Annotated in this window: 26 protein-coding genes; 10 read left to right on the top strand and 16 right to left on the bottom strand. The window is 67.6% G+C overall.

Going from position 1 to position 25,239, the window contains the following annotated elements; all coding sequences use genetic code 11:
• Positions 1-67 precede the first annotated feature (67 nt).
• Entirely contained in the window at positions 68-1,429 is a 1,362-nt protein-coding gene (gene ftsY, locus FOB47_RS11790) for a signal recognition particle-docking protein FtsY (RefSeq protein WP_217488930.1), read from the top strand.
• Positions 1,430-1,519: 90 nt separating this feature from the next.
• Here the strand turns inward: ftsY and maiA are convergent, their stop codons facing one another.
• Both maiA and FOB47_RS11780 read right to left on the bottom strand, forming a co-directional pair.
• Positions 1,520-2,167 carry a maleylacetoacetate isomerase gene (gene maiA, locus FOB47_RS11785; RefSeq protein WP_053821022.1) on the bottom strand — a complete coding sequence of 216 codons (648 nt, stop codon included), beginning with the start codon at positions 2,165-2,167 and terminating at the stop codon, positions 1,520-1,522.
• 4 nt (positions 2,168-2,171) lie between these two features.
• Entirely contained in the window at positions 2,172-2,876 is a 705-nt protein-coding gene (locus FOB47_RS11780; protein WP_053821021.1) for a fumarylacetoacetate hydrolase family protein, read from the bottom strand.
• A 292-nt stretch (positions 2,877-3,168) separates the two neighbouring features.
• On the opposite strand from FOB47_RS11780, the gene FOB47_RS11775 reads away from it, so the two are divergent.
• From FOB47_RS11775 to ybiB, 3 genes are all read left to right on the top strand, one after another.
• Positions 3,169-3,831: an ANTAR domain-containing response regulator gene (locus FOB47_RS11775; protein WP_174781161.1), complete on the top strand. Its 663-nt coding sequence runs from the start codon at positions 3,169-3,171 to the stop codon at positions 3,829-3,831.
• A 31-nt stretch (positions 3,832-3,862) separates the two neighbouring features.
• Positions 3,863-5,182 carry a CmpA/NrtA family ABC transporter substrate-binding protein gene (locus FOB47_RS11770; protein ID WP_174781160.1) on the top strand — a complete coding sequence of 440 codons (1,320 nt, stop codon included), beginning with the start codon at positions 3,863-3,865 and terminating at the stop codon, positions 5,180-5,182.
• Positions 5,183-5,291: 109 nt separating this feature from the next.
• On the top strand, positions 5,292-6,311 hold the full coding sequence (gene ybiB, locus FOB47_RS11765) for a DNA-binding protein YbiB (RefSeq protein ID WP_174781159.1): 1,020 nt from the start codon (positions 5,292-5,294) through the stop codon (positions 6,309-6,311).
• 81 nt (positions 6,312-6,392) lie between these two features.
• Here the strand turns inward: ybiB and FOB47_RS11760 are convergent, their stop codons facing one another.
• Positions 6,393-7,268, bottom strand: coding sequence for a pirin family protein (locus tag FOB47_RS11760; protein WP_053821017.1), 876 nt, complete (start codon positions 7,266-7,268; stop codon positions 6,393-6,395).
• A 378-nt stretch (positions 7,269-7,646) separates the two neighbouring features.
• Here FOB47_RS11760 and rpoH point away from each other — a divergent pair, with 378 nt between their 5' ends.
• The 5 genes from rpoH (at position 7,647) to FOB47_RS11735 (ending at position 13,441) form a co-directional block, all read left to right on the top strand.
• Complete coding sequence (rpoH, locus tag FOB47_RS11755; protein ID WP_390884881.1) at positions 7,647-8,543, top strand: RNA polymerase sigma factor RpoH; 897 nt, start codon at positions 7,647-7,649, stop codon at positions 8,541-8,543.
• Between the two features lie 399 nt (positions 8,544-8,942).
• Positions 8,943-10,448 carry an NCS1 family nucleobase:cation symporter-1 gene (locus FOB47_RS11750; protein ID WP_174781157.1) on the top strand — a complete coding sequence of 502 codons (1,506 nt, stop codon included), beginning with the start codon at positions 8,943-8,945 and terminating at the stop codon, positions 10,446-10,448.
• Positions 10,449-10,502: 54 nt separating this feature from the next.
• Positions 10,503-11,237 carry an aspartate/glutamate racemase family protein gene (locus FOB47_RS11745; protein ID WP_053821016.1) on the top strand — a complete coding sequence of 245 codons (735 nt, stop codon included), beginning with the start codon at positions 10,503-10,505 and terminating at the stop codon, positions 11,235-11,237.
• Between the two features lie 65 nt (positions 11,238-11,302).
• Positions 11,303-12,337 (top strand): allantoinase PuuE, encoded by a 1,035-nt coding sequence (gene puuE / locus FOB47_RS11740; protein WP_053821015.1) that lies wholly within the window; start codon positions 11,303-11,305, stop codon positions 12,335-12,337.
• 225 nt (positions 12,338-12,562) lie between these two features.
• Complete coding sequence (locus tag FOB47_RS11735; protein WP_174781156.1) at positions 12,563-13,441, top strand: GntR family transcriptional regulator; 879 nt, start codon at positions 12,563-12,565, stop codon at positions 13,439-13,441.
• Between the two features lie 141 nt (positions 13,442-13,582).
• Here FOB47_RS11735 and FOB47_RS11730 read toward each other — a convergent pair whose 3' ends face one another.
• The 5 genes from FOB47_RS11730 to FOB47_RS11710 all read right to left on the bottom strand — a co-directional run bounded on the left by FOB47_RS11730 (position 13,583) and on the right by FOB47_RS11710 (position 17,993).
• A complete protein-coding gene (locus FOB47_RS11730; protein WP_053821013.1) occupies positions 13,583-14,212 on the bottom strand; it encodes an SCO family protein in 630 nt (209 codons plus the stop codon).
• A gap of 139 nt (positions 14,213-14,351) precedes the next feature.
• Positions 14,352-15,293 carry a heme o synthase gene (locus tag FOB47_RS11725; protein WP_006579467.1) on the bottom strand — a complete coding sequence of 314 codons (942 nt, stop codon included), beginning with the start codon at positions 15,291-15,293 and terminating at the stop codon, positions 14,352-14,354.
• On the bottom strand, positions 15,290-16,462 hold the full coding sequence (locus FOB47_RS11720) for a COX15/CtaA family protein (RefSeq protein ID WP_053821012.1): 1,173 nt from the start codon (positions 16,460-16,462) through the stop codon (positions 15,290-15,292). Before FOB47_RS11720 ends, FOB47_RS11725 begins: the two co-directional genes overlap by 4 nt.
• A 10-nt stretch (positions 16,463-16,472) precedes the next feature.
• Positions 16,473-17,132 carry an SCO family protein gene (locus FOB47_RS11715; protein ID WP_053821011.1) on the bottom strand — a complete coding sequence of 220 codons (660 nt, stop codon included), beginning with the start codon at positions 17,130-17,132 and terminating at the stop codon, positions 16,473-16,475.
• A gap of 18 nt (positions 17,133-17,150) precedes the next feature.
• The gene (locus FOB47_RS11710) at positions 17,151-17,993 is read right to left on the bottom strand and encodes an SURF1 family protein (protein WP_174781155.1); all 843 of its coding nucleotides are present in this window, start codon (positions 17,991-17,993) and stop codon (positions 17,151-17,153) included.
• Between the two features lie 78 nt (positions 17,994-18,071).
• Between FOB47_RS11710 and FOB47_RS11705 the strand changes: the two genes are divergently transcribed.
• Positions 18,072-18,284: a twin transmembrane helix small protein gene (locus FOB47_RS11705; protein ID WP_006577163.1), complete on the top strand. Its 213-nt coding sequence runs from the start codon at positions 18,072-18,074 to the stop codon at positions 18,282-18,284.
• Positions 18,285-18,461: 177 nt separating this feature from the next.
• On the opposite strand, the gene FOB47_RS11700 is transcribed toward FOB47_RS11705, so the two are convergent.
• The 8 genes from FOB47_RS11700 to FOB47_RS11670 all read right to left on the bottom strand — a co-directional run bounded on the left by FOB47_RS11700 (position 18,462) and on the right by FOB47_RS11670 (position 25,232).
• Complete coding sequence (locus tag FOB47_RS11700; RefSeq protein ID WP_053821010.1) at positions 18,462-19,322, bottom strand: cytochrome c oxidase subunit 3; 861 nt, start codon at positions 19,320-19,322, stop codon at positions 18,462-18,464.
• 110 nt (positions 19,323-19,432) lie between these two features.
• Positions 19,433-19,648 carry a DUF2970 domain-containing protein gene (locus tag FOB47_RS11695; protein ID WP_053821009.1) on the bottom strand — a complete coding sequence of 72 codons (216 nt, stop codon included), beginning with the start codon at positions 19,646-19,648 and terminating at the stop codon, positions 19,433-19,435.
• A 23-nt stretch (positions 19,649-19,671) separates the two neighbouring features.
• Positions 19,672-20,298 carry a cytochrome c oxidase assembly protein gene (locus FOB47_RS11690; protein WP_053821008.1) on the bottom strand — a complete coding sequence of 209 codons (627 nt, stop codon included), beginning with the start codon at positions 20,296-20,298 and terminating at the stop codon, positions 19,672-19,674.
• Positions 20,299-20,336: 38 nt separating this feature from the next.
• The gene (locus FOB47_RS26015) at positions 20,337-20,468 is read right to left on the bottom strand and encodes a cytochrome oxidase small assembly protein (RefSeq protein WP_006579792.1); all 132 of its coding nucleotides are present in this window, start codon (positions 20,466-20,468) and stop codon (positions 20,337-20,339) included.
• Positions 20,469-20,562: 94 nt separating this feature from the next.
• On the bottom strand, positions 20,563-22,167 hold the full coding sequence (gene ctaD, locus FOB47_RS11685; protein ID WP_151023102.1) for a cytochrome c oxidase subunit I: 1,605 nt from the start codon (positions 22,165-22,167) through the stop codon (positions 20,563-20,565).
• A 39-nt stretch (positions 22,168-22,206) separates the two neighbouring features.
• Positions 22,207-23,460, bottom strand: coding sequence for a cytochrome c oxidase subunit II (gene coxB / locus FOB47_RS11680; RefSeq protein ID WP_174781154.1), 1,254 nt, complete (start codon positions 23,458-23,460; stop codon positions 22,207-22,209).
• A gap of 64 nt (positions 23,461-23,524) precedes the next feature.
• Complete coding sequence (locus FOB47_RS11675) at positions 23,525-24,037, bottom strand: DUF2244 domain-containing protein (protein ID WP_053821007.1); 513 nt, start codon at positions 24,035-24,037, stop codon at positions 23,525-23,527.
• A gap of 238 nt (positions 24,038-24,275) precedes the next feature.
• Positions 24,276-25,232 carry a methyltransferase domain-containing protein gene (locus tag FOB47_RS11670; protein WP_174781153.1) on the bottom strand — a complete coding sequence of 319 codons (957 nt, stop codon included), beginning with the start codon at positions 25,230-25,232 and terminating at the stop codon, positions 24,276-24,278.
• Positions 25,233-25,239 lie beyond the last annotated feature (7 nt).

Genomic DNA, 25,239 nt, shown 5'->3' with positions numbered 1-25,239 from the left:
GGTTCATGCGACCCCGTCTGCTAGAATTTTGGCGATTGATTCTACCGGGGTATGGACCCCTTTCCCAATGTTTAGTTTCTGGAAGAAGCGCAAGGCCGAGCCGGCCGACGCGCCCGCCGAGGCGTCGACGCAGGCAACATCGGCCCCGGCAGCGCAGGCGCCGGCCGCCGCAGCGCCGTCGGCCAGCGCCGCACCGGCGCAGCCGGAAACGGTGGCGCAGCCCGCGCCGATCGCAGCCCCCGCTCCGGCGGCCCAAGCCAAACCCGCACCGTCCCGCCTGTCACCGCTGTCGTGGTTCACGCGATCCTCGCAACCCGAGGCGGAAGCCCCTGCCCCGGGGTTGCCGCCGGCAGAACCGCAGCGCGAACCCGAGCCACAGCGCGAGCCCGAACCACAACCGGAACCACAACCCGAACCCCAAGCGGCACCGCAGCCCGCCGCTGCCGCGCAGCCCGCGCCCGCTGCCGCCGACGACAGCGATGACGACGAGATGGTGCTGGTCCCCGTCCCGCCGCCGAGCGAGGAGGCCAAGCGCGGCTGGATGCAGCGGCTGCGCACCGGCCTGTCCAAGACCAGCCGCGGCATCAGCACGCTGTTCGTCGGCGTCAAGGTCGACGAGGCGCTGTTCGAGGAGCTGGAGACCGCGCTGCTGATGGCCGATGCCGGCGTCGAGGCGACCGAATATCTGCTCGGCGAACTGCGCCGCCGTGTCAGGAGCGAGCGCATCGACACCGCCGAGGGCGTACGGCTCGCGCTGCGCGATCTGCTGACCGAGCTGCTGCGTCCGCTCGAAAAGACCATGGAGCTCGGCCGCGAGCAGCCGATGGTGATGATGATCGCGGGCGTCAACGGCGCCGGCAAGACGACCAGCATCGGCAAGCTGTGCAAGCACTTCCAGCACTACGGCCAATCGGTGCTGCTGGCCGCCGGCGATACCTTCCGTGCCGCCGCGCGCGAGCAGCTGACGATCTGGGGCGAGCGCAACAACGTCACCGTGGTCTCGCAGGAGAGCGGCGATCCGGCCGCGGTGATCTTCGACGCGGTCAACGCGGCCCGTGCGCGCGGCGTCGATATCGTGATGGCCGACACCGCCGGCCGCCTGCCGACGCAGCTGCATCTGATGGAAGAGCTGAAGAAGGTCAAGCGCGTGATCGGCAAGGCGATGCCCACCGCGCCGCACGAGGCGCTGCTGGTGATCGACGCCAACACCGGGCAAAACGCGCTGGCGCAGGTCAAGGCCTTCGACGATGCGTTGCAGCTGACGGGCCTGATCGTGACCAAGCTCGACGGCACTGCCAAGGGCGGCATCCTGGCCGCGATCGCGCGCCAGCGTCCGGTGCCGGTCTACTTCATCGGCGTTGGCGAAAAGGTCGAGGACCTGCAGCCGTTCAAGGCCGACGAGTTCGCGCGGGCGCTGCTGGGCGACTGAGCACGCGTTCTGCGCGACGAAAAAAAACGGGCGCCGCTGGAGACAGCGGCGCCCGTTCTTCGTTGACGGCCGTCGGCCTTGTCGCGTCCGCTACTCCGCGTCGGGCTGCGCCTTCGGCGCGGCCTGCTGGAACGCCGGCAGTTCCATGCACGCTTCGAAAATCCGCACGATGGTCGGATACGGGTCCAGATCGACCTGGAAGCGCTGCGCGTTGAAGACCTGCGGCACCAGGCAGATGTCGGCCAGCGTCGGCGTATCGCCCAGGCAGAAGCGGCCGGCCTTGCCCTCGCGCGTCAACGTGGCTTCGAGTCCGGCAAAGCCGATCTCGATCCAGTGGCGATACCAGGCGTCCTTCGCTTCCTCGCTGACGCCGAGCGTGTGCTTCAGATACTTGAGCACGCGCAGGTTGTTCAGCGGATGGATCTCGCAGGCGATCGACTGCGCCACTGCGCGCACGTAGGCGCGGTCCAGCGCCGTGCCGGGCAGCAGCGCCGGCTCGGGATGGGTCTCGTCCAGGTATTCGACGATCGCCATCGACTGCGACAGCGCATGGTCATCGTCCAGCAGCGTCGGCACCAGCGCATTGGCGTTCAGCGCGCGGTATTGCTCGCTCAGTTGCTGGCCGCCATCCTTGAGCAGATGCACCGGCACGTATTCGAAGGGCAGGCCCTTGAGCGCCAGCGCGATGCGCACGCGGAACGCCGCCGAACTGCGGAAATAGCTGTAGAGCTTGAGCATCGCCTCAGACCACCTTGACCACCAGTTCGCCCACGCCTTCGATCGCACACTGCATGCGATCGCCCTTGACCACCGGGCCCACGCCCTCGGGCGTGCCGCTGTAGATGAGATCGCCCGGCTGCAGCTCGAACAGCTTCGACAGATACGACACCATCTCGGGCACCGACCAGATCAGGTCGGACAGGTCGCCGCGCTGCTTCTCCGCGCCATTGACCGCCAGCGTCACCGCGCCGCGCTCGGGATGGCCGATCGCCTGCACCGGCACGATCGGGCCGATCGGCGCCGATCGGTCGAACGCCTTGCCGGTCTCCCACGGGCGTCCGGTCTTCTTCGATTCGTTCTGCAGGTCACGCCGCGTCATGTCGAGACCAACGGCATAACCAAACACATGCGCGGCGGCCTGCTCGACCGGGATGTCGCGGCCGCCCTTGCCGATCGCCACCACCAGCTCGACTTCGTAGTGCACGTTGTTCGAACCCGGCGGATACGGGAACGTACCCTCGGCGCCGTCGGCCACCGGGCTGACCGCGTCGCTCGGCTTGCAGAAGAAGAACGGCGGTTCGCGGTCCGGGTCCGATCCCATCTCGCGTGCGTGGGCGGCATAGTTGCGGCCGACGCAGTAGACCCGCCGCACCGGGAAACGCGCACTGCTGCCGCGCACCGGCACGCCGGTGGGCGCGGGGGGTTGGAATACGAACTCCTCGGTCATGCATCTCTCCACTGGATGGATTCTGGAATGGATATCGGAGCGCGGTCCCGACGGCGCGGCGAGCGCCGAAGCGGGACCGGCGCGGCGAGGGCATCGGCGGTGCCCGACCCCTCGCGGCAGGGCATCAGCATACACCGGCCGCCCCATCGCGGGGCAAGCGGCGCCCCAAAACCCGGCGTGATTCTTGCATGAAGCAGGAGCAGAGATCGGCCGCCGAAGCGGCCACAGAAGGCCGGCCAACAAGCCAGCCAGCGAGCCGGCCACCGAACGTCGGCCACGCCTGACCGAACCCATGAATCGCCGTCCGTCCCGTCCCTCCGCCACGCCTGCCGCGCCCTCGGCCGCCACGCCCGCCGGCCCCGCTTCGGGCGCGCGCCCGCTGCGTATCCTGCTGGTGCGCGATCCGCTCGACGCCGATCCGCTGAACGTCGACACGATCCGCGCCGGCCTGGCGGCTGCCGGCTTCGGCGAGGTCGAGACGGTCGACGCCGACCTCGCATTGCCGGACGTCATCGCGGCGCGCCAGCCGGACCTGATCATCATCGCTTCGGAATCCGCTGCGCGCGATACGGTCGAGCACGTGTGCGTGTCGACCCAGCATGCGCCGCGCCCGATCGTGCTGTTCACCGACAACGACGACGCCGAGCGCATCAAGGCCGCGCTGACCGCCGGCATCACCGCCTATATCGTCGACGGTCTGCGCGCCGAACGCGTCAAGACCGTGCTCGATGTCGCCTACGCGCGCTTTCAGCTGGACCAGGCGCTGCGCGCGGAGCTCGACGCGACCCGGCTGAAGCTGACCGAGCGCAAGCTGGTCGAGCGCGCCAAGGGCCTGCTGATGCAGGCGCGTGGCCTGAGCGAGGACGACGCCTACAAGCGGCTGCGCACCATGGCGATGGAGCGCGGCATCAAGCTGGTGGACGCCGCCCAGCGCGTAATCGACGTGATGGGCTAGGACCTCTCGCGCTTTTCCTTTGGAGTCTTGCATGCCCCCTCGCCTCAGTCCCGCCAACGCCCGGCGTCCCGCGGTCGTTGCCGACGCACATGACGCTGGCGCCGACGCGCCGCCCGCCGGCCAGGGCCGCCGCCGCACGCGCACGCATCCGGCCGCAGCTTCGTTGATGACGCTGGTCGATCCGGTGGTGCGCGCGGGCGCCTGGGCGGCCGGTTCGGACGCGCCCGAGAAAACCGAGGTCCGGATCGGCTTCATCCCGCTGACCGACTGCGCCTCGATCGTGATGGCCGCCGCGCTGGGGCTGGACCGCAAGCACGGCATCCGCATCACGCCGGCCAGGGAAGCCTCGTGGGCCGGCGTGCGGGACAAGCTGGTCAATGGCGAGCTCGATGCCGCGCACGTGCTGTACGGCCTCGTCTACGGCGTGCAGCTGGGCATCGGCGGGCCGAGGAAGGACATGGCCGTGCTGATGAACCTGAACCGCAACGGACAGGCGATCTCGCTGTCGACGAAGCTGGCCGACAAGGGCGTCCGCGACGGCGCGAGCCTGCGCGCCTACATGACGCGAGAAACGCGCCAGTACACCTTCGCGCAGACCTTCCCCACCGGCACGCACGCAATGTGGCTGTACTACTGGCTGGCGGCCCACGGCATCGACCCGATGCGGGAGGCACGCGCGATCACCGTGCCGCCGCCGCAAATGGTGGCCAATATGCGGCTCGGCCTGATGGACGGCTTCTGCGCCGGCGAGCCGTGGCACGCGCGCGCGATCGCCGACGGCATCGGCTTCACCGCCGAGACCACGCAGGGCATCTGGCGCGACCATCCCGAGAAGACGCTGGGCACCACGGCCGAGTTCGTGCAGAAGTATCCGAACACCGCGCGCGCGATGGTGGCCGCGGTGCTGGAGGCATCGCGCTTCATCGACGCGTCGGTGTCGAACCGCCGCAGGACGGCCGAGACCATCGCCGCGCCATCCTGTGTGGACACCGACATGGCGCTGATCCTCGACCGCATGCTGGGCCGCTATGCCAACGGGCTGGGCCGGACCTGGGACGATCCCGACGCGATGCATTTCCATCGGGACGGCGAGGCCAACTATCCCTATCTGTCAGACGGCATGTGGTTCCTGACGCAGCACAAGCGCTGGGGGTTGCTGAAGGAACACCCGGACTATCTGGCGGTGGCGCGCAAGGTCAATCGCCTCGACGTCTACCGCCAGGCCGCCGCGGCCGCGCAGGTGCCGCTGCCGGCCAGCGATTTCCGCACGGCCAGGCTGATGGACGGCGTGGTCTGGGACGCCACCCGGGACCCGAGGGCCTATGCCGACGGCTTCGCGATCAGGGTCTGAACTCCCAGGGGCCAGGCGCCTTGACGTATCGCGCTATCATCGGCCGAAACGCTTGATCTGCACCGCCAGAACCGCACTGCTCCGACCGCACCGCCCTCACCGCACCGCCATGCCCGCTGATCGCCACGACGACACCCAGCCCGCCTTTTCCGCGGCGCCCTATATCAAGGAAATCGGCCGCGGCGTCGCCGGCGCCCGTGCTCTGCCGCGCGACGACGCACGTCTGCTGTTCGACGCGATGCTGTCCGGCCGCGTCTCCGACCTCGAACTGGGCGCCGTACTGATGGCGTACCGGATCAAGGGCGAGGCGCCGCACGAGCTGGCCGGCATGCTGGAGGCCGCGCACGCGCACTGCCTGCCGCTGCCGGCGCCGGAACGCCAGGTGGTGGTCATTCCGAGCTACAACGGCGCGCGCAAGCAGCCCAATCTGGTACCGCTGCTGGCGCTGCTGCTCGCGCGGGAGGGTATCCCCGTGCTGGTGCATGGAACGCGCGAGTTCAATCAGCGCGTCACCAGCATCATGCTGTTCGAGGCGCTGGGTATCGCGCCGTGCGCGACGGTGGACGAGGCCGCGCGGCGGCTCGCGCAGCCCGGGGGCGGCGGCATCGCCGATCCCGGTCCGCTGGCGGTGCTGCCGATCGACGTGCTGTCGCCGGCCCTGTCCGCGCTGCTGGACAAGCGCACCGTGATCGGGCTGCGCAATTCCTCGCACACCATCGTCAAGATGCTGCAGCCGGTCGGCGCGCATACGCCGGCCGAGGCGCTGCGGTTGTACAGCTATACGCATCCGGAATACCGCGAAACGCTGACCGATTACTTCTCGCACGAGCCGGCCAACGTGCTGCTGGCGCGCGGCACCGAGGGCGAGGTGGTGGCCGACGCGCGCCGTGGCAGCCGCATCGACTGGCTGCACGACGGCCATCAGCGCACGCTGGTGGATCCGATGTCGGGCTCGGTCGCCGACGTGCCGGCGCTGCCGCCGGGCACCGATGTGGCGCTGACGGCGGCGTGGATCCGCGACGTGCTGTCTGGCACCGTACCGGTGCCGGCGCCGATCGCGACGCAGATCGAGACGATCCGCGGTTGCCTGCGCGAGAGCGCGCGGGTCAGCTGGGTCAGTCCGCTGTAGCGAAAACCTTACCCTCTCCCCGGCCCTGTCCCCGGCCCCTCTCCCGCATGCGGCAGAGGTAAGCAACCCTCGGATCGGGCGTCAGAGCCGCCGCGGCGGCAGCGGAATCCGCTCGGTCTCACCCGGTACGTGCGGGAACTCGTCGTTCTCCCAGCGCCGCGCCGCCTCCTCGATCGCCTCGCGGCTGCTGGCGACGAAGTTCCAGAAGATGTGCCGACGGCCGTCGACCGGTTCGCCGCCGAGCAGCATCAGTCGCGACGGCTCCAGCGCCGTGACGGTCGCCTCGGCGCCGGGCGTCAGCACCGCCAGGTGCTCGGCCGGCAGCGCGATGCCGTCGATCGCGGCGGCACCGTCGACCAGGTACAGGCCGCGCTGCTCGTGCTCGGGCGGAATCACCAGGCTGGCGCCGGCGTCGAGCTCCAGCGCGGCATAGAGCGTGCGGCTGAACACCTGCACCGGCGAGCGCGCGCCGAAGGCGTCGCCGGCAATCACGGTGATGCGAGCGCCGCCGTGGACCAGCCGCGGCAATGTGTCGGCCGGATGGTGGAAGAACGAGGGCGCGACCGTCTCGTGCTCGCGCGGCAGCGCCACCCAGGTCTGGATGCCGTGCAACCGCGGGCCGGCGTCCCGGGCGGCCTGCGGCGAACGCTCGGAATGGACGATGCCGCTGCCCGCGGTCATCCAGTTGACGTCGCCGGGCCGGATGGTCTGTTCGCTGCCGACGCTGTCGCGATGGACGATTTCGCCTTCGAACAGATAAGTGACGGTGGCAAGGCCAATATGAGGATGAGGACGCACATCCATGCCCTTGCCCGGCGCCAGCTCGACCGGGCCCATGTGGTCGAAGAAGATGAACGGACCTACCGTCTGCGCCGCAGCCGAGGGCAGTACCCGGCGCACCGAGAAGTCGCCGATATCTCTTACATGCGGTTTCAACAAATGTTCAATGGCGGACATGGCTGACACTCCAAGGGCGTGGCGGATCGACGCATTGCTGGCAAGTGTAGCCTTTGCGGCCCGATGGCATGGTCCCTGCAGCAGAACCCGGAGCGGGGCCGGCGCTCTAACGAACTCGTGTCCGTCGCCGCTGCGGTTTCCGGGCGACTTTCCGGCAACCTGTGGCGCTATGGAATATTTCTTCCGATATCCTGGAACTATCGCAGCGCGCCGGACTCCAATTAGCACTCACCCGGCTGGAGTGCTAATATGCGTTGCATTGCAGTGTGGGAAGCGCCGGCCACGACGCCGTCGATGCTTCCGACACGCGGGCACGCCGCCCGCCGGATGCGAAAGGAGCCCCGAGTGAACGCAGTCCTGTCTGCCGATTCGATCACCATGAACAACACCCTGCCGATGGTGCCGCAGCGCGCCAACAGCATGGCCCTGACCCTGCCCGCCGGGCTGGGCAATCTCGACAGCTATATCCAGGCTGTCCACCGTATTCCGATGCTCACCGCCGAGGAGGAGCAGCGGCTCGCGCGCGAGTTGCGCGACCACGACTCGGTCGAGGCGGCCCGCCGCCTGGTGATGTCGCACCTGCGTCTGGTCGTGTCGATCGCGCGCCAGTACCTGGGCTACGGCCTGCCGCACGCGGATCTGATCCAGGAAGGCAATATCGGCCTGATGAAGGCCGTCAAGCGCTTCGACCCGGACCAGGGCGTGCGCCTGGTGTCGTACGCGATCCACTGGATCAAGGCGGAGATCCACGAGTACGTGCTGCGCAACTGGCGCATGGTCAAGGTCGCGACGACCAAGGCGCAGCGCAAGCTGTTCTTCAACCTGCGCAGCCACAAGCAGGGCGCCCACACCTTCACCCCGGACGAGATCGACGCGGTTGCGCGCGAGCTGAACGTCAAGCCGGAAGAAGTGATGGAGATGGAAACCCGCTTGTCCGGCGGCGATCTGGCGCTGGAAGGCCAGGTCGACGACGGCGAGGAGGAGTTCGCGCCGATCGTCTATCTGGCCGACAACCACAACGAGCCGACGCGCGTGCTCGAGGCCAAGCGCCAGGACCGCATGCAGGTCGAGGGCCTGGAACAGGCTCTGACCAAGCTCGATCCGCGCAGCCGCCGCATCATCGAGGCGCGCTGGCTGCAGGTCAACGACGACGGCTCGGGCGGCGCCACGCTGCACGAACTGGCCGACGAGTTCGGCGTTTCGGCCGAGCGCATCCGCCAGATCGAGTCCGCCGCGATGAAGAAGATGAAGGGCGCGCTGCAAGCCTTCGCCTGATCGACGCCGGCCGCAGGCCATCAACCGAAAGCCACAAGCCAGCCGCTGGCTCCCCGCATGCGCGGGGTGACAGCGGCGACACGGGCCGGGTTCCGCGAGGGACCCGGCCCTTTTCTTTTGCCCCGCCACCGCTCCCCGGAGCCCGCAACGCCACCCGCGCGCCCGGTCCCTCCCCCGCGCGCCTCTCCCGTCTCGGGGTTTGCCCGCATCCGTCCGTCGTGATGTTGACAATCACCAAGACGTGATCTACAAATCCGTACACAACTACAAACGATTTTGTAGACAATCCTGTCTACAAATCAAATCCTGAGAGCGGATTCCCGATCCTTCGATCCACACCGCCCATCCGGCGCCTCCCGCGCGCCGGCCACCGCATGGCATCGCCTTGAGGAGACAAGCATGATGCACACCACCGCGCCTGCCGCCGCCGAGCTGCAGGACAGCGCGTCCGTCCACCATGGCAACGCGCTGATCAAGCCGTCGTACGACGAACGGCTGACCAACGAAGACCTGGCGCCGCTGAAGAAGCAGACCTGGAGCACCTACAACATGTTCGCGTTCTGGATGTCGGACGTGCACAGCGTCGGCGGCTACATCACCGCCGGCAGCCTGTTCGCGCTGGGCCTGACCAGCTGGCAGGTGCTGATCGCGCTGCTGGTCGGCATCGTCATCGTGCAGTTCTTCTGCAATCTGGTGGCCAAGCCGAGCCAGGTCACCGGCACCCCGTATCCGGTGATCTGCCGGGCCTCGTTCGGCGTGCTCGGCGCCAATATTCCGGCGGTGATCCGCGGCCTGATCGCGGTGGCGTGGTACGGCATCCAGACCTATCTGGCCTCGTCGGCCTTCCTGGTGCTGGCGCTGCATTTCTTCCCGTCGCTGGCGCCCTATGCCGACGTCAAGCTGCATGGCTTCGCCGGGCTGTCGACACTGGGCTGGGCGGCCTTCATGACGCTGTGGGTACTGCAGGCGCTGGTGTTCTGGACCGGCATGGAAACCATTCGCAAGTTCATCGACTGGGCCGGCCCCGCGGTCTATGTGGTGATGATCCTGCTGGCGATCTGGCTGGTGAACAAGGCCGGCTGGAGCAACGTCAGCTTCACGCTGAGCTTCGTCAAGTACAGCGGCTGGGAAGCGGTACCGGTGATGCTGACCGCGATCGCGCTGGTGGTGTCGTACTTCTCCGGCCCGATGCTGAACTTCGGCGACTTCTCTCGCTACGCGAAGGACTTCGGCGCGGTCCGCAAGGGCAACTTCTGGGGGCTGCCGATCAACTTCCTTGGCTTCTCGCTGCTGACCGTGATCACGACCTCGGCCACGCTGCCGGTGTTCGGCAAGCTGATCACCGATCCGGTGGAGACCGTCAGCCATATCGACAGCACCTTCGCGATGGTGCTGGGCGCGCTGACCTTCATGACCGCCACCATCGGCATCAACATCGTCGCGAACTTCGTGTCGCCGGCGTTCGACTTCTCCAACGTGTCGCCCAAGCACATCAGCTGGCGCACCGGCGGCATGATCGCCGCGGTCGGTTCGATCTTCATCACGCCCTGGAATCTGTACAACAACCCGCAGGTCATCCACTACACGCTGGACGTGCTGGGCGCCTTCATCGGGCCGCTGTTCGGCATCCTGATCTCCGACTACTACCTGGTGCGCCGCCAGCAGGTCGACGTCGACGACCTGTACACGATGCGTCCGCAGGGCAAGTACTGGTACACCCGCGGCTACAACCCGGTGGCGATTGCCACGATGATCCCGGCCGCGATCATTCCGATCCTGTGCGTGGTGGTGCCGGCCTGGCAGGGCCTGGCCAACTACAGCTGGTTCATCGGCATGGGCATCGCGCTGGTGCTGTACCGCGTGCTGGCGCGCCGCATGATGCCGCATTTCTTCGCGGCCGCCTGACGCCGCGCCACGACCCATTCGACGATCCGACGATCCGACCACCCGACGTTTGCCATGAAGCTGAAGATCATCAATCCCAATACCACGCAAAGCATGACCGACAAGATCGGCCAGTGCGCCCGCACCGTGGCCTCGCCCGACACGCGCATCGTCGCGGTCAGCCCGCGCATGGGCCCCGCCTCCATCGAGAGCCACTATGACGAGGCGCTGTCGGTGCCGGGCATCCTCGAGGAGATCCGGCTGGGCGAGGCCGACGGCGTCGACGGCTACGTGATCGCCTGCTTCGGCGATCCGGGGCTGTACGCGGCACGGGAGATGGCGCGCGGGCCGGTGATCGGCATCGCCGAGGCCGCGATGCACATGGCCAGCCTGATCGGCACCAGCTTCAGCGTCGTCACCACGCTGGCGCGCACCTGCAATATCGCGTGGCACCTGGCCGAGCGCTACGGCATGGAACGGTTCTGCCGCAACGTGCACGCCTGCGATCTGCCGGTGCTGGAGCTCGAGCGGCCGGGCTCGGACGCGCGCCGCATCATCACCGAATCGTGCCGCCAGGCGCTGGCGCAGGACCGCAGCGACTGCATCGTGCTCGGCTGCGCCGGCATGACCGACTTGTGCGACGAGATCTCCGAGGCAATCGGCGCGCCGGTCATCGACGGCGTGGTGTCGGCGGTCAAGATGGTCGAGTCGCTGGTCGCGATCCGCCTGCGCACCAGCAAGCGCGGCGACTGGGCCAGGCCCTTGCCGAAGGCCTACGCCGGCATGCTGGCACCGTTCGCGATCAATTGAGGCGCGGCCTTCATCGCTTACCTTCATCGATTTCCGCCTTCATTGATTTCCGCATACCGCAGATCATGTCCACTCCGCTCACTGCTTCCCGCTCGCCGGCCGGTGCCGATGCCGGCCACCCCTATCCCCGCGACCTGATCGGCTACGGCGCGCGGCCGCCGCATGCCCACTGGCCGGGCGGCGCGCGCGTGGCGCTGCAGTTCGTGCTCAATTACGAAGAAGGCGGCGAGAACTGCGTGCTGCACGGCGATGCGGCCTCCGAGCAGTTCCTCTCCGAGATCGTCGGCGCGGCGGCCTACCCCGACCGCCACATGAGCATGGAGAGCATCTACGAATACGGCTCGCGCGCCGGCGTCTGGCGCATCCTGCGCGAGTTCGAGCAGCGCGGCCTGCCGCTGACCATCTTCGGCGTGTCGATGGCGCTGCAGCGCCATCCCGAGCTGACCCGCGCCTTCGTCGAGCTGGGCCACGAGATCGCCTGCCATGGCTGGCGCTGGATCCACTACCAGAACATCGACGAGGCCACCGAGCGCGAGCACATGCGCATCGCGATGCAGATCATCCGCGAGCTGACCGGCAGCGCGCCGCTGGGCTGGTACACCGGCCGCGACAGCCCCAACACGCGGCGCCTGGTGGTCGAGCACGGCGGCTTCGTCTACGACTCGGACTACTACGGCGACGACCTGCCGTTCTGGACCGAGGTGCGGACGAGCAACGGCGAGACCAGGCCGCATCTGGTGGTGCCCTACACGCTCGATTCGAACGACATGCGCTTTGCCACGCCGCAGGGCTTCAACACCGGCGAGCAGTTCTTCCAGTACCTGAAGGACGCCTTCGACGTGCTGTACGCCGAGGGCGACCCGCAGGGGCTGAACCAGCCGAAGATGCTGTCGATCGGCATGCATTGCCGGCTGCTCGGACGCCCCGGGCGCTTTCGCGCGCTGCAGCGTTTCCTGGACTACGTGCAGTCGCACGACAAGGTCTGGATCGCACGCCGCATCGATATCGCGCGGCACTGGATCGAGACGCATCCCTATCCCGGATCGGTACGTGCGCCGATGGCGACGGCCGTACAGGGCGATCTGTCGCTGGCACTCTGAAGGGGCGGTGCGGATGGCTGGATGGCACGCGGCCTGGACGACTGGATGGCACGCTGCTGCGCGGATGGCTCGATGGCACGCTGCGCGCATCGTCGCAGTGCCGGGCCCGATCCTTCCATCGGTGCGCGCCCGGCGGCGTTTCGGACCGGTGCCGCGCGCTTTGTGTACGATATGCGGATCGTTCGTCGCCAATCGCGGTGACAAAGTCCACCGCGCATCGTCACAATGTCTTCTCTTCGCAAGCCGACCGGCGGCAAGACCGCCGCCGCCTCGGCGCCCACGCCGGCCGGACGCAAGACGGCCGCCGGCAAACCCGCCGCCCGCCGGACGTCCGCCCGCGGCGCTGCCTCGCCGGCTGAGGACGCCCACACCATGAACGCCGCCGAGGCCGCTGCCGCCAATGCCCCCGACAGCCCGGAGAACGGCACCGCCGAGGCGTCGGCCACCGAGGCCATCTATCTGAGCCTGCTGTCCGCCATCATGGAACACCGGCTGCTGGCCGGCACCAAGCTGGTCGAGGAGCGGCTGTGCGAAGTCACCGGGGCCAGCCGCGCCCGCATCCGCCAGGTGTTCGCACGGCTTGCCCACGAGAAGCTGGTCACGCTGGTGCCGAACCGGGGCGCCTTCATCGCCAGCCCGACGGTCGAGGAAGCGCACCAGGTCTTCCAGACGCGCCAGGTCATCGAGCCCGAGCTCGCCGCCACGCTGGCGCGCCATGCGACGCCGGCCAAGGTCCGCAGCCTGCAGCGGCACGTGCAGGAAGAGGACGCGGCGCGCGCGCGCGGCGACCGCGCCGCAGTGATCCGGCTATCGGGGGAATTCCATATCCTGCTGGCGGAAATGGCGGGCAACGCCATCCTGGAGAAGGTCATCCGCGAGATGGTCTCGCTGACCTGCCTGATCATCACGCTGTACGACCGGCCCGGCGCGCCGGCCTGCCCGGAGCACGAGCACCGCGAGCTGATCGCGGCGATCGAGAAGCGCGACGAGGGCGCGGCTCGCGCGGTGATGCGCGAGCATCTGGAACACATCGAAGGGTCGCTGGACCTGACCGTGACCGAGGTCGGGGCGCCGGACTTCTACAGCATCTTCAACAAGGGCTGAGCCGCGCGGCACCGAGGATTGAGAACCGAGGACCCAGGACCGACTGAGGGTTCGGGACTGAGGGTTCGGGACTGAGGGTTCGGGACTGAGGACACGGGGCCAGAGGACTCCGGACCCATGTCCTGTGGGCGATCGAGGCGCTCAGGACAGCAGCTGCTTCATGTCCTTGACGATCGGCTCGGTGCCCTGGCCGTGGCGAATGAACAGCCGCAGCCGCCCTTCCGGATCGAACACATAGCTGCCGGCCGAATGGTCGACCGTGTAGTTGCCCGGCGAACTGCCCGGCACCTTGGCGTAGAACACCTTGAAGTCCTTGGTCAACTGGCGCAGCGCGGCCTCGTCGGCGGGCCGCATGCCCAGGAAGCGCGGATCGAAGGCCGGGACGTACTGGGCCAGCAGCGCCTGCGTGTCGCGCTCAGGATCGACGGTAATGAACAGCACCTGCACGCGATCGGCGTCGGGGCCGAGCTGCTCCATCACCGTCTTCCACTCGACCATCGTGGTCGGGCAGACGTCCGGGCAATGGGTGTAGCCGAAGAACATCACCACCGCCTTGCCCTTGAAGTCCGCCAGCGTGCGCTGCTTGCCGGTGTGGTCGGTCAGCTTGAAGTCCTTGCCGAATTCGCTGCCGCCGGTCACGTCGATATTCTGGAAGGTGGGCTTCTGCTGGCCGCAGGCGGCCAGGCCCAGCGCCAGCAGCGCGACCAGCAGCAGCTGCCGCAGGTTGGCCAGGGACGGGAAGACGGACGAGGAAAACGAGGCGGTGCGCATGGTGTCGGTTCGGTTTGGGCTTGTCTGCGTGTGCCGGCGAGAGGAGTGGCGCGGCAGGCGCGCCGGCGGCAGCGGCTAGTATCGCCGATCGCGGCGCACCGGGCGCTGGCCGCGACATCGTGTCGCGGCCGGGCCGCCGTCACGCCTGCGGTACGAACTTGAAGTAGTGGTCGATCAGCAGCGCGGCGAACAGCAGCGACAGATAGAGGATCGAGAAGCGGAAGGTGCGCTGCGCCAGCGCGTCCGAGTACTGCCGGTACAGCTTCCACGCGTAGGCCAGGAAGATGCCGCCCAGCACCAGCGCCGCCGCCAGGTAGATGTAGCCGCTCATGCCGTAGACGAACGGCAGCAGCGTGGCCGCGATCATCACCAGCGTGTACAGCAGGATGTGCAGCAGCGTGAAGCGCTCGCCGTGCGTGATCGGCAGCATCGGCAGGCCCGACTTCGCGTAGTCGGCGCGGCGGTACAGCGCCAGCGCCCAGAAGTGCGGCGGGGTCCAGGTGAAGATGATCAGCACCAGGAACCAGGCCTCGGCCGGCACGTCGCCGGCCACCGCGGCCCAGCCCAGCGCCGGCGGCATCGCGCCCGACAGGCCGCCGATCACGATGTTCTGCGGCGTGGCGGGCTTGAGCAGGATCGTGTAGACCACCGCGTAGCCGACAAAGGTGGCGAAAGTCAGCCACATCGTCAGGTCGTTGGTGAACACATGCAGCAGCCACATGCCGGCCCCGCCCAGCACCAGCGAGAACACCAGGATCTGGCTCGTGCCGATCTCGCCGGTGGCCGACGGACGCCACGCGGTGCGGCGCATCAGCGCGTCGACCTTCTGTTCGACCAGGCAGTTGATGGCGAAGGCGCCGGCGGCCAGCAGCCAGATGCCGGCGGCGCCGCCGATCAGCACACGCCACGGCACCATGCCGGGCGTGGCCAGGAACATGCCGATGATGGCGCAGAAGACCGCCAGCTGCGTCACGCGCGGCTTGGTCAGCGCGGCGTACTGGCGGGCGAGGTGGCGCAGCCGGCTTGGCGGTTGCTGAGTCTGGGTAGCGGTGGTGGCCACGGGAGCAGTCTTGTCTTTCATGAGGCGCGCGCCGTGTCGGCCGGGCGATTTGCGCCGGCGGCATCGGGAGCCGGGGCGTCATGAGCGGCAGCGGGGGCGCGATCGAAGGAACCGGGGGCCGCGGCGGTGGCGGCGCGGGTCGCAAGCCCTATATTGTAATTGAGCCTGACCAACAGCATCAGCAGCACCGCCGCGCCGCCATTGTGGGCGACTGCCGGCAAAAGCGGCCAATCGAGCACGATATTCGACAAACCGGTCGCCAACTGCAGCACCAGCACGGCCAGCAGCCAGTGCGAGGCGCGCGCCAGCGGCGCAAAGCGGCGCGTGCGCAGCGCAAACCAGGCCAGATAGCCGAGCACCACCACCGCGAAGCCGCGGTGCACCCAGTGAATGGCCACCAGCGCCGAATGCGGGATGTAGTCGCCGTCGGCCGTCATGCCCAGTTGCCGCCACAGCGTAAAGCCATGGCGGAAGTCCATCTCGGGAATCCACTGCCCGTTGCACAGCGGGAAATCGGTGCAGGCCAACACCGCGTAGTTAGTGCTGACCCAGCCGCCCAGGAAGATCTGGATCGTCAGCAGCGCCAGCGCGATCCGCCCCGGCCAGCGCAGGGCCGCCGCGGCTGGCGCGATCGCGCGCGGCGGGTCGCTGCGCGAGCCCAGCCAGATCAGCGCCGCCAGCAACGCCATGCCCAGCAGCAGATGGGTCACCACGATGATCGGCTGCAGCTTCAGCGTGACCGTGAAGGCGCCGAACGCGCCCTGCACGCAGACCAGCACCAGCACGCCGGTGGCGAACCACGGCGACTGCTTCAGCTCGCGGCGCTTGCTCCAGGCCAGCACCACCAGCGCGATGATCAGCACGCCGACCGCCATCGCAAAGTACCGGTGCAGCATCTCGATCCAGGCCTTGGCCCAGGTCACCGGCCCGCTGGGCAGCGCCGTCTCCGCGGCGCGAATGTGTTCGACGGCCGCATAGGGGTTCGAATGGCCGTAGCAGCCGGGCCAGTCGGGGCAGCCCAGGCCCGAGTCCGTCAGCCGCGTAAAGCTGCCGAACATGATCAGGTCCAGCGTCAGGAACGCGGTGATCCAGACCAGCTTGCGGTATTTGTCGCGGCTGCCGCGGGCCAGCACATAGCTGAGCGGCAGCAACGCCAGCAGCAGGCCGATCAGGGCGAGTTGAGTCAGCATGGGCCCTCCATCAGCCGATGCGGTTGTACTTGAGCAGGCGGCTGAGGTCCGAATGCACCTTCTTCGGGTCCGGGTCCTTCGGGAACCGCATCATCAGATTGCCGAGCGGATCGACCAGATACAGCGTTGCCTCCGCCGGCTGGCCCTCGGCAGCCGGCAGCCAGCCGCGGATCTGCTCGCGGGGCATGCGCAGGAAGCGTACGCCGGCATAGGGCTCGTTATACGCGGCGGTCAGGCGCGGATCGATCGGTCCGTCATCGCTGATCAGCCAGACCGGCACGATGCGCTCGCGCTCCTTGCCCTGGCCGGCGCGGATCTGCCGGATCGTGAACAGCCGCTTCGCGCACGCCTCGTCGCAGGCGGCGCTGTCGGTCGACACCAGCAGCCATTTGCCCTTGAAGTCCTGCAGCGGCACCGGCTGGCCGCGCTCGTCCGTCACCTGCACGGCCGGCGCCGGGCGCTGCGGCTCGATCAGCGTGCCGTAGTTGGTCTGCCCGCCGGCCGGCCGGAACACGTAGTAGGTCAGATACGAGGCGATGACCGGCGACGCGCAGACCAGCAGCAGCAACAGCATCTGGATCCGGCCGCGGCGCGTGCGGGCATCGATGCGCGGATCGCTGCGGGAGTCTTGCGGCGCGGCCGGCTTGGCCGTGGCGGGATCGGAAGGCATGGATCGTCGTTGGAGTGATTAATCGTCGTTGCGGGCGGCGCCCGCGGGGGCCGTGCCGGCGCCGCGGCCGGCATCGGCCGGGTTGGCGAGCCGCCGGGCACGCCGCCAGGTCAGCGCGACCAGCAATACCAGCGTCAGCGCGGCCAGACCATACCACTGAAAGGCATAGCCGTAGTGGCGCTCGACGCCGAGGTCGGCGCTCGCCCAGTCGCGCGCCAGGCCATCGCCGCTGTCGCTGCGCTGCTGCAGCACGAAGGGTTGCAGCGGCGTACCGAGTTCGGCGGCGAAGGCGCCCAGGTCCAGGTTCTGCCGGATGCGTTCGCCGCGCTGGGCGTCCGGGCTGCCGAGTTGATAGACCTTCGGCACATCGGCCAGTGCCACACCCTGCAGCGTCACCGTGCCCTCCGGCGTCGGAAACGGCGCGATGCGCGTGCGGTCCTGCGCATCGCGCGGCAGCCAGCCGCGCAGCACCAGCACGGCGCGGGGCGCGGCCGTACCGGCCGCGGCGCGCGTGTCGCCGCCGCCCGCGGCATCGTCGGGCCGCAGCGGCGTCAGCACCAGGAAACCGGAGCGGCTGTCCTGCCCGTTGCCGTGCGGACGGTTTTCCAGCAGCACGGTGTGGGCCGGATCGAACCGGCCGCGCACGACAATCTTGCGCGAGACCAGTTCGGCCGCGGGCAGCGGCGGCGGCGCCGTGCCGATCCGCAGCGGCGCCGCGTCGGCCAGCGCACGCAGCCGCTCGGCGCCCGCGATCTTGTCGTGGGCCCGGCCGAGCTGCCAGTTGCCCAGCGCACAGGTGACCGCGATGACGACCAGCGCCGCCACCGTGGGCACCGGGCTCAGGGCGCGCAGCAGCGTCATCGCTGGAACGGCCGGAGCGGCGGGCACGGCCGCCGGAACGCGGTGCGATAATGGCGCACCACTGTCCCGACCGCCGCCATGCGCATCGTCATCGTCATTGCCTTCATCCTGATCGTCTCCAGCCTGGCCTCCGCCCTGTTCTTCATGATGCGCGACCGCGGCAAGTCGAGCGCGCATATGGTCCGTTCGCTGACCGTACGTGTCGGCCTGTCGATCGCGCTGTTCCTGTTCATCCTGTTCTCGTACTGGATGGGATGGATCGAGAGCACGGGCATCCGCACGGGGCCGTAGCGCCAAGGCATGGCAGTGGGCGCCTTCGGCATGGCGAACAAAGAACAAGCGCCGCAGGGATGGGATTCCTGCGGCGCTTGCTTTTTGTGCTGGCAGGGAATGCTCGGCAATCCCGCATTCTAAAGGACGAAGGGGGCGCGAAGCGCCCCCGTTTCCCTTCCTTCGAGCCGTGTCCGCTTACAGCCAGTACACCACGACGTAGAGGAACAGCCAGACCACGTCGACGAAGTGCCAGTACCAGGCGGCGCCTTCGAAGGCGAAGTGATGGTCCGGCGTGAAATGGCCCTTCAGCACGCGGAACAGCACCACCGTCAGCATGATGGCGCCCATCGTCACGTGGAAGCCGTGAAAGCCCGTCAGCAGGAAGAAGGTCGAGCCGTAGATGCCCGAGGTCAGCTTCAGGTTCAGATCGCTGTAGGCATGCATGTATTCATAGACCTGGAAGCCCATGAAGACCGCACCGAGCAGGATCGTCAGCACCAGGCCCTGCACCACCTGGCTGCGCTTGCCGGCCAGCAGCGCGTGGTGCGCCCAGGTCAGCGTGACGCCCGACATCAGCAGCAGCGCCGTATTGATGGTCGGGATCGGCCACGGGCCCATCGCCTCGTACGGCTCGACCGTGCCGGCCGGACCGGCGTTCGGCCAGACCGCGGCGAAATCGGGCCACAGGATCTTGTTGTTCAGGTCGCCCAGCCACGGCATCGTATAGACGCGGGCGTAGAACAGCGCGCCGAAGAAGGCGCCGAAGAACATCACCTCGGAGAAGATGAACCAGCCCATCGACCAGCGGTACGAGATGTCGATGCGGCGGCCGTACATGCCCCCTTCCGACTCGCCGATCGCGTCGCCGAACCAGCTCTTGAGCACGAACAGGAACCACAGGATGCCCAGCACGCAGACATAGGGCGCCCACGGCTGGCCGTTGACCCATCCGGCCGCGCCGGCGGCGGTCAGCAGCAGCCCCAGGCTTGCCGTGATCGGATGGCGCGACGGGCCCGGTACGAAGTAGTACGGAGCGTTTGCGCGATTCGCACTCATTCTGTTTTCTCCAGCTCAGATCTCTGATTCATCGTTATACGCCGGCTGCCCGAGGGCGGACGACGCTCTGTCTTCTTGTTGCCTGTTCCGCCGGCTATCCGGCTGGCCGGCTATCCGCCGACCACCAGGCGGACGATGCCGATCAGCACCACCACCAGGATCACGGCGCCGAGCACACCGGCGACGATCACATGGATCGGGTTCAGGTTCGCCATGTCGCGATCGTGTTCCGCGCCCTTGCGCAGGCCGATGAACGACCAGAACACTGCGCGCAACGTCTGCCAGAACGACATCTTGCGTTTGACCGCTTCCTTCAGTTCGTCCATGGCAGCCCTCCTCCTCTACTGCGTCAGCTGCCGGCCGTGGCCGGCGGCTGGTCGAGATGGCCCTGCGGCGCCGGCGCCAGCGGCGTGCCGATCTCGAAGAATGTGTACGACAAGGTGATGTTCTCGACGTCCTTGGGCAGATCCGGGTCGATCACGAACACCACCGGCATCTCGCGCGATTCCTTGGCCTTCAGCGTCTGCTGCTGGAAGCAGAAGCACTCGAGCTTCTTGAAATACTGGGTGGCCTGCTTCGGCGCGTAGCTTGGAATCGCCTGCGCCGAGATATCGCGGGCCTGGCCGTTGGCGACCTCGTAGACGATGGTCGCCATCTCGCCCGGGTGGACCTGCATGCTGCTCTTGACCGGACGGAACGCGAACGGCCCGCGGGCGTTGGAATCGAATTCGACCGTGATCGTGCGGCTGGTGTCGACCTGCGTGTTCTGGCTGACCTTGCCGGCGCTGGCGCCGTAGAGCTCGCGCGTGGTGACGACGTTGATGCCGGTGATCTCGCAGATCTTCTTGTACAGCGGCACCAGCGCATAGCCGAAGGCGAACATCACGGCGACGATCACCAGCAGCCGCAGCATCATGCCGCGGTTGTAGCGCTTGTCCTCGACGTCGCCGGTGGAAACCGGCTGCTTCGTGCTCATCTCTGTACCCTGCAGCGGGAGTCGGCCAATTCAGCCATTCAGCCAAGCCACGTCATCTTGGCGAAGAAACCCAAAAAGAAGACCAGCACGATCGACAGCAGGATCAGGCCGAGACGGCGATTGGCGGCCTTGCGGTCGGTTTGCGATGGGCTTTCGTTTGGATGCTGCATCGAATTCTCGGATAGGGGTGGCCGGGCGGGTGGCCGATACTGGCCAGGCGGCCGGCAAGGCGGGCAGCGCGCCGCCCTGCCTTGCCGGATGCCGTTACCGGACCTGCGGCGGCACCTCGAAGGTGTGGAACGGCGCCGGCGACGGCACGGTCCACTCCAGGCCCTCGGCGCCTTCCCAAGGCTTGTCGGCGGCCGCTTCGCCTCCGCGGTACGACGGCAGCACCACGAAGAAGAAGAAATACACCTGCATCAGGCCGAAGCCCAGCGCGCCCAGCGACGAGATCGCGTTGAAGTCCGCGAACTGGATCGCGTAGTCCGCATAGCGGCGCGGCATGCCCGCCAGCCCGAGGAAGTGCATCGGGAAGAAGGCGATGTTGAAGAAGATGATCGAACCCCAGAAGTGGACCTTGCCCCGGGTTTCGTTGTACATGAACCCGCTCCACTTCGGACCCCAGTAGTAGAAGCCCGCGAACAGCGCGAACAGCGAGCCCGCCACCAGCACATAGTGGAAGTGCGCGACGATGAAGTAGGTGTCCTGGATCTGGATGTCGATCGGCGCGACTGCCGGGATCAGGCCGGTGAAGCCGCCGATGGTGAACACGAAGATGAAGCCGATCGCGAACAGCATCGGGGTCTCGAAGGTCATCGAGCCCTTCCACATCGTGGCGATCCAGTTGAAGATCTTCACGGCCGTCGGCACCGCGATCAGCATCGTCGCGTACATGAAGAACAGCTGGCCGGTCACCGGCATGCCGGTGGTGAACATGTGGTGCGCCCAGACGATGAACGACAGGATCGCGATCGAGGCGGTCGCGTAGACCATCGAGCTGTAGCCGAACAGGCGCTTGCGGGCGAAGGCCGGCACCACCTGCGAGATGATCCCGAACGCCGGCAGGATCATGATGTAGACCTCGGGGTGACCGAAGAACCAGAAGATATGCTGGTACATCACCGGGTCGCCGCCGCCGGCCGCCGAGAAGAAGCTGGTGCCGAAGTGGCGGTCGGTCAGGACCATCGTGATCGCGCCCGCCAGCACCGGCATCACGGCGATCAGAAGGTAGGCGGTGATCAGCCAGGTCCAGCAGAACATCGGCATCTTCATCAGCGTCATGCCCGGCGCGCGCATGTTCAGGATCGTGACGATGATGTTGATCGAGCCCATGATCGACGACGCGCCCATGATGTGCATCGCGAAGATCGCCATGTCCATGCCCGGGCCCATCTGCACCGACAGCGGCGCGTACAGCGTCCAGCCCGCGGCGGTGGCGCCGCCCGGCACGAAGAACGACAGCGCCAGCAGCAGCGCGGCGGGCGGCATCAGCCAGAAGCTGAAGTTGTTCATCCGCGCGAACGCCATGTCGGAGGCGCCGATCTGCAGCGGGATCATCCAGTTCGCGAAGCCGACGAAGGCGGGCATGATCGCGCCGAACACCATCACCAGGCCGTGCATCGTGGTGAACTGGTTGAACAGCTCGGGGCGGAAGAACTGCAGGCCCGGCTCGAACAGCTCCAGGCGGATCAGCAGCGCCAGCACGCCGCCCGAGATCAGCATCGTGAAGGAGAACAGCAGGTACAGCGTGCCGATGTCCTTGTGGTTGGTGGCAAACAGCCAGCGGCGCCAGCCATGCGGATGATCGTGGTGTTCGTCATGCGCGTGGTCGTGCGGATGGGCGAGTGCGTCCGGGGTAGCAGTACTCATCGCGAAAACTCCTGAAATCCTGTTCTAACGTCCACGCGTTCAGCTCGCGGCGCCCTGGGCGCCCGCGCTGGCTTGCTCGGCGGCGGGCTTGGCGTCCGCCGGTGCGCCCTGCGCCGACTTGGCGCCGCTGCCCTCGGGGAACTTGCCCGCGCGCGCATTGACGAAGTCGGCCGGCTGGATGACCTCGCCGGTCTTGTTGCTCCAGACGTTGCGGGTGTAGGTCATCACCGCGGCAAGCTCGGTGTCGGACAGCTGCTTCCACGACGGCATGCCGCCCTTGCCCTCGAGCAGGATGTGCATCTGGTCGGCCTGCGGGCCGTTGACCACCTTGGAGCCGTCCAGCGCCGGGAACGCGCCGGCGCCCTTGCCGTTGGGCTGGTGGCAGACCGCGCAGTTGGCGGCGTAGACCTTCTCGCCGCGGACCTTCAGCTCGTCCAGGGTCCAGGTCTTGTTGGGGTCGTCGGCCGCGGCGGCCATCGCCTTCTTCTTCTCGTCGACCCACTTGGTGTATTCGGCGTCGGTCACCACGCGCACCACGATCGGCATGAAGGCATGTTCCTTGCCGCACAGCTCGGCGCACTGGCCGCGGTAAACGCCGATCTTCTCGGCGCGGAACCAGGTGTCGCGCACGAAGCCGGGAATCGCATCCTGCTTGACGCCGAAGGCCGGGATCATCCAGGCGTGGATCACGTCGTTGGCGGTCGTGACGATGCGGATCTTCTTGTTGACCGGCACCACCATCTCGTTGTCCACCTCCATCAGGTAGGTGTTCGACTTGGGCGCCTCGTTGTTGATCTGCTCGCGCGGGGTGGTCAGCGTCGACACGAAGGAGATGCCTTCGCCCTCGCCCTTGAGGTAGTCGTAGCCCCACTTCCACTGGTAGCCGGTGGCCTTGATGGTGATGTCGGAGTTGGTGGTGTCCTTCATCGCGACCACGGTCTTGGTCGCCGGCAGCGCCATGCCGATCACGATCAGGAACGGAATGATGGTCCAGACGACCTCGACCGTGATGCTTTCGTGGAAGGAGGCGGGCTTGGAGCCCTTGGCCTTGCGGTGCGTGAAGATGGAATAGAACATCACGCTGAACACCGCGATGAAGATCACCGTGCAGATGATCAGCATCATCCAGTTCAGCCAGTGAATCTGCTCGGCGATCTTGGTGACCGGCTCGGTCAGGTTCAGCTGGCGCACGGCGGGACCGCCCGGCATGTCTTCGACAGCGAGGGCTGCCTGGCTGGCGAGCAGGGACGCACCTGCCAGACACGCTGCGGATGCCTTCTTCCACATTTTCATTTGTTGTCTCTACCCAAATTACAGATTCGAATCTGCCCCTCGCTCCCAGCGGTGCCACCTCTTTTTACAGGGCGTGCAAGGCTGAAACGAGTTCCTGCGCGAACTTTCGTCGCTTGTACGGGTCCAGAAAACACCCCACCTGCACAGCGTGCGTGCCACAGCGCACCACCACCAGCGCCGGGAACGATTCGCCCAGTTCGACCCGCACCCAGTGCGGGTTGAATTCCTCGCGGGTCACCTCACCGGCGCTGGCCTTCTCGACCACCAACCTGCCCTCGCTGAGCGTGACGCGCTCGTAGTCTGTCGCGTGCTGTGCGTAGGCGAGCAGCGCCACGCCGAGCCCGGCCAGCTCGAGCCCCGCAAAGGGCAGCACGAGCCAAGCTCCTCGCCACGCGAAGAACAGCGCGATGGCAAGGGAAATACTGACGATGGAGAGGTAAAACCAGCCGACCTGGCGTGGAGACAGCGAACAATTCCGCTTCATCAGCCAGTCGTTGTTCGGCACGGCATGGGCTCCGTCTGGACTATCACCGGGCCCGTCACGCGCCGTCTGGAGTGCGATACCGAGTTCCTGCATCGCCAACCACTCTGCATCGCTGCATCGGTTGCACGCCTGGAATTCTGCCGGCTTCACCGCACTGCTGCACTGCTTCGGTGCTAAAACGCCGATCTTCTGTGCCAGGGGACCACTGCGACAAACTGGCGCATTATAGGGCGCTTCGTCAACCGTAACAAGCCAAGCCCGGCGCGGCACGCCGCCCGCGCCACAGCGCGCCGATGCACACCGGCAGTGCGGCGACGCGCTGCGCGGCGGCTCAGCCGCGCGGCCGGCCGCGGCCGATGCGGTCGATCGGCACCACGGCACGGCCCAGTTCGTCGCGGGCCTGGCCGCCCTTCGGCGGCAGCTTCCATGCATGGCCGTAGACGATCTCGAAGGTCAGCGCGATCACGCCGTCGCGATTGCGGCGGCGCTCCAGCGCGGCCAGCAGCGCCTGGTGCCAGTGCCGGCCCTTCAGTCCACGCGCGCCATGCACACCGTCGCCCGCGGGCCGGCGCAGCCCGCCGAACGCATGCACGTCGCGCAGCAGCCGCTCGGGCGTCTCGTAGGTGACCGTCAGCGTCTCCATGTCCATCACCGGCGTCGACCAGCCGCTGTGCACCAGCATGTCGCCGATATCGTGCATGTCGACGAAGCGCAGCGTGTGCGGCTCGCCGTCGACCTCGGCGAAGGCCTCGCGCAGTTCGCGCAGGGTATCCGGACCGAACAGCGAGAACAGCGCCAGGCCGTCGGTGCGCGTCACGCGATGCCATTCGGGAAACACGCGATGCGGTTCGGGATGCCAGTGCAGCGCGAGATTGGACCACAGCAGGTCGAAGGCGCCCTCGGCAAAGGGAAGCGTGGCAAGATCGCCCTGCACCAGATCGAAGGTCGGCCGCTTGCCGAGCAGGCGGCCGAGCCAGCCGGGCTGCCGCTGCGGATCGCGCTGCGCGGCCTGCGCCAGCATCGCGCCCGAGATATCGAGGCCCGCGATCTGCGCGTCGGGATACTGCGCGCGCAGCGCCGCCAGCCCCTGTCCCTGCCCGCAGCCGATATCGAGCGCGCGCTCCGGCTGGATACGGATCAGCTGCATGCGTTCCTGCATGCGCCGGCCGATCTCGCCGAGCAGGAAATCCAGCTGGGCGAAGCCGGGGCTGCGCCGGTCGAAGGCGAGCCGGGTCAGCCGCGCGGGCGGCAGATAGGTATCGGGGGAGTCGGCGTGAGACGTGGACACGGAAGCG

The sequence above is a fragment of the Cupriavidus gilardii genome, from assembly GCF_013347325.1.
Lineage (GTDB): Bacteria > Pseudomonadota > Gammaproteobacteria > Burkholderiales > Burkholderiaceae > Cupriavidus > Cupriavidus gilardii.
This window is presented reverse-complemented; position numbering and strand designations above follow the sequence as displayed.

Excerpts from the sequence above, each read along its gene's own strand:
- ftsY (WP_217488930.1), top strand. The coding sequence starts at position 68 with ATGTTTAGTTTCTGGAAGAAGCGCAAGGCCGAGCCGGCCGACGCGCCC.
- maiA (WP_053821022.1), bottom strand. The coding sequence starts at position 2,167 with ATGCTCAAGCTCTACAGCTATTTCCGCAGTTCGGCGGCGTTCCGCGTG.
- FOB47_RS11780 (WP_053821021.1), bottom strand. The coding sequence starts at position 2,876 with ATGACCGAGGAGTTCGTATTCCAACCCCCCGCGCCCACCGGCGTGCCG.
- FOB47_RS11775 (WP_174781161.1), top strand. The coding sequence starts at position 3,169 with ATGAATCGCCGTCCGTCCCGTCCCTCCGCCACGCCTGCCGCGCCCTCG.
- FOB47_RS11770 (WP_174781160.1), top strand. The coding sequence starts at position 3,863 with ATGCCCCCTCGCCTCAGTCCCGCCAACGCCCGGCGTCCCGCGGTCGTT.
- ybiB (WP_174781159.1), top strand. The coding sequence starts at position 5,292 with ATGCCCGCTGATCGCCACGACGACACCCAGCCCGCCTTTTCCGCGGCG.
- FOB47_RS11760 (WP_053821017.1), bottom strand. The coding sequence starts at position 7,268 with ATGTCCGCCATTGAACATTTGTTGAAACCGCATGTAAGAGATATCGGC.
- rpoH (WP_390884881.1), top strand. The coding sequence starts at position 7,647 with ATGAACAACACCCTGCCGATGGTGCCGCAGCGCGCCAACAGCATGGCC.
- FOB47_RS11750 (WP_174781157.1), top strand. The coding sequence starts at position 8,943 with ATGATGCACACCACCGCGCCTGCCGCCGCCGAGCTGCAGGACAGCGCG.
- FOB47_RS11745 (WP_053821016.1), top strand. The coding sequence starts at position 10,503 with ATGAAGCTGAAGATCATCAATCCCAATACCACGCAAAGCATGACCGAC.
- puuE (WP_053821015.1), top strand. The coding sequence starts at position 11,303 with ATGTCCACTCCGCTCACTGCTTCCCGCTCGCCGGCCGGTGCCGATGCC.
- FOB47_RS11735 (WP_174781156.1), top strand. The coding sequence starts at position 12,563 with ATGTCTTCTCTTCGCAAGCCGACCGGCGGCAAGACCGCCGCCGCCTCG.
- FOB47_RS11730 (WP_053821013.1), bottom strand. The coding sequence starts at position 14,212 with ATGCGCACCGCCTCGTTTTCCTCGTCCGTCTTCCCGTCCCTGGCCAAC.
- FOB47_RS11725 (WP_006579467.1), bottom strand. The coding sequence starts at position 15,293 with ATGAAAGACAAGACTGCTCCCGTGGCCACCACCGCTACCCAGACTCAG.
- FOB47_RS11720 (WP_053821012.1), bottom strand. The coding sequence starts at position 16,462 with ATGCTGACTCAACTCGCCCTGATCGGCCTGCTGCTGGCGTTGCTGCCG.
- FOB47_RS11715 (WP_053821011.1), bottom strand. The coding sequence starts at position 17,132 with ATGCCTTCCGATCCCGCCACGGCCAAGCCGGCCGCGCCGCAAGACTCC.
- FOB47_RS11710 (WP_174781155.1), bottom strand. The coding sequence starts at position 17,993 with ATGACGCTGCTGCGCGCCCTGAGCCCGGTGCCCACGGTGGCGGCGCTG.
- FOB47_RS11705 (WP_006577163.1), top strand. The coding sequence starts at position 18,072 with ATGCGCATCGTCATCGTCATTGCCTTCATCCTGATCGTCTCCAGCCTG.
- FOB47_RS11700 (WP_053821010.1), bottom strand. The coding sequence starts at position 19,322 with ATGAGTGCGAATCGCGCAAACGCTCCGTACTACTTCGTACCGGGCCCG.
- FOB47_RS11695 (WP_053821009.1), bottom strand. The coding sequence starts at position 19,648 with ATGGACGAACTGAAGGAAGCGGTCAAACGCAAGATGTCGTTCTGGCAG.
- FOB47_RS11690 (WP_053821008.1), bottom strand. The coding sequence starts at position 20,298 with ATGAGCACGAAGCAGCCGGTTTCCACCGGCGACGTCGAGGACAAGCGC.
- FOB47_RS26015 (WP_006579792.1), bottom strand. The coding sequence starts at position 20,468 with ATGCAGCATCCAAACGAAAGCCCATCGCAAACCGACCGCAAGGCCGCC.
- ctaD (WP_151023102.1), bottom strand. The coding sequence starts at position 22,167 with ATGAGTACTGCTACCCCGGACGCACTCGCCCATCCGCACGACCACGCG.
- coxB (WP_174781154.1), bottom strand. The coding sequence starts at position 23,460 with ATGAAAATGTGGAAGAAGGCATCCGCAGCGTGTCTGGCAGGTGCGTCC.
- FOB47_RS11675 (WP_053821007.1), bottom strand. The coding sequence starts at position 24,037 with ATGCAGGAACTCGGTATCGCACTCCAGACGGCGCGTGACGGGCCCGGT.